Source organism: Oscillatoria salina IIICB1 (assembly GCF_020144665.1).
Taxonomy (GTDB): Bacteria; Cyanobacteriota; Cyanobacteriia; order Cyanobacteriales; family SIO1D9; genus IIICB1.
Genome location: NZ_JAAHBQ010000139.1, coordinates 1 through 2,036, shown reverse-complemented (window position 1 = coordinate 2,036; position 2,036 = coordinate 1). Strand labels below are relative to the sequence as shown.

Here is a 2,036-nt window from a genome sequence, read left to right as displayed (position 1 = left end):
CATTTTTGAACAAGGATTTACCACCAAAAATGTCGGCAAAGGTACCGGTTTAGGAATGGCGATCGCTTACCAAATTATCACCGAAAAACATGGTGGGACAATTACAAGTGATTCTACTGTGGGAAAAGGGACAACTTTAGCGATCGCTCTCCCGATGGCACTATCTAAGGCTGCGTTTGGCTAAATCACCAATCAGAAAGGGAACCGACGATAGTTACGCTTCGCTACGGTTCCCTTGCTGGTTCACTCCTCACAATCCGGGATGATTCGCTTGTTTTCAGAAAGGGAACCGACGACTGGCCGTGTTTCGTCTCGGTTCCCCCACTGGTTCGCTCCTCACACAAGAGCATCTTATCGGAAGAAAGATGATTTGTCACTAATTTTCAGGAAAAACTTTTTTTTTGCTTAAGTTTTACAGTGCTGAAGGGGCTGAAACTCCCAGTAGCTCTTGTAAATACCACAAGAGCAATTTTTGAGTAGCAGCGACTAATCCTAATCTCGCTTGTGCTAATTCAGGAGTTTGAGTTTTTACCTCACCCCAAATACGACAACTAGCATCAAAACGGAGAAAGGCATCGCCAAGGCGAGTAATAATTTTAGTTAAGTTTGTTTGACAAGGGGAAAAAACTGTTTCCACAAAATCTAACAACTGGGCAATCAAATCTTGTTCGGCGGGATGGTGTAGCTGAAATTGAAATCTGCTGAGTTGGTCATTATTTAACCAAGGAAGCGGATTGGGTGCGAGTAAGTGCATTTTTTGATTATCCCAATTAATTAGTCCCTGGCGATGTCCTAAGCCCAATAGAGAGCAACAACGGGCATGGGCGTACTGAATCGGAAATAAATTCTCAATTCTGGGATTGATTTGCCCAGAGGTTGGCGGTAAGCTGGTTTGCACGAGTTGCTGTAACCAAAAAGCTAAAGCGCGATCGCTAACTCGAAACTCAATCCAACCAGATTCGATGACTTTGACGAGAAAATCTAAGCGATTTTGAGCGTCAGTTTCCCTTGTCATCGGAAAATAACCAACAATTTGAGTAGCGAGATCGGCAGGAGACTGTTTGAGTAGAGAAGAAAGTTGTCGGGCGATCGCGCTACGATATGTCACAGCTACGTGATTTTTTAAGCGGTACAAAGGAATTTCTCCGGGTTTTCGCCTATCCCAATCGCTTCCGCCTGCGTAAAAACTTTCCTCTGAAGCCAACAAATCGATCGATTCAGAGATTTTTTGCTGCAATAAATACCGAATCGAGAGACAATTACTAAAGACTCTTAAATAAACATACCGAAGCAAGGTATTTTTTGTTACCTTATAATCCATATCAAATCCTAGTAGAAAGTGGCATTTTAGTTGCGAAACCCACTATGTATTCCCCAACCCCTATACCAGAGGCATCCCGACCTTTTTTAACTTGGCAAAGAATTCTTGATTGGGCGCAAATACATTATCGAGACCGGATTTTCCTGAAAGATGAGCGCGTTCCGGCTCGTCCTGGACTGTTATATTTAGTCCATAGGGGAGCTATTCGCCTAGTGGGTACGGCACAAGTTAGTCCGACGGGGAATAAACAAGCATCGTCGCCAATTACAGAAGAAGGTTTTTTGGGTTTCATCGGCGCGGGGCAGCCTTTTGAAATTGTGGCACAATCTCCTTTTACTCTCCAAGCTTATGCTCATGTTGACCAAACTTCGGTAATTTGGATGTATTGGCACGATTTGGACAATTGGCCCCACTTCCGACGAGAAGTGTTAGATGCTTTTCGCTACCAACACCAGCGTAAATTACTTTGGTTAAGTACCCTCGGACAGCGACGCACGATCGATCGTTTGTTAGGATTTATTACGCTACTGATTGAAGAATATGGCGAACGCACCGAAAAAGGTTACTTTTTGCCTTATCCTTTGACTCATGCTCAAATTGGTAGTGCGATTGGTTCCACTCGCGTCACTGTTACTCGTTTGATGGGTAAATTGCGCCAAAAAGGCTTAATTACTATCGAAGGTGATAATTTGATTTGTTTACCTCATGCTTCTCT

Annotated in this window: 3 protein-coding genes; 2 read left to right on the top strand and 1 reads right to left on the bottom strand. The window is 43.5% G+C overall.

All coding sequences use genetic code 11. The features are described 5' to 3' along the window. On the top strand, positions 1-184 hold a 184-nt coding region (locus tag G3T18_RS24445), incomplete at its 5' end, for an ATP-binding protein (RefSeq protein WP_224413209.1). Between the two features lie 228 nt (positions 185-412). On the opposite strand, the gene G3T18_RS24440 is transcribed toward G3T18_RS24445, so the two are convergent. After that, positions 413-1,321 carry a DALR anticodon-binding domain-containing protein gene (locus tag G3T18_RS24440; RefSeq protein WP_224413208.1) on the bottom strand — a complete coding sequence of 303 codons (909 nt, stop codon included), beginning with the start codon at positions 1,319-1,321 and terminating at the stop codon, positions 413-415. Between the two features lie 44 nt (positions 1,322-1,365). On the opposite strand from G3T18_RS24440, the gene G3T18_RS24435 reads away from it, so the two are divergent. Next, on the top strand, positions 1,366-2,036 hold a 671-nt coding region (locus G3T18_RS24435; protein WP_224413207.1), incomplete at its 3' end, for a Crp/Fnr family transcriptional regulator.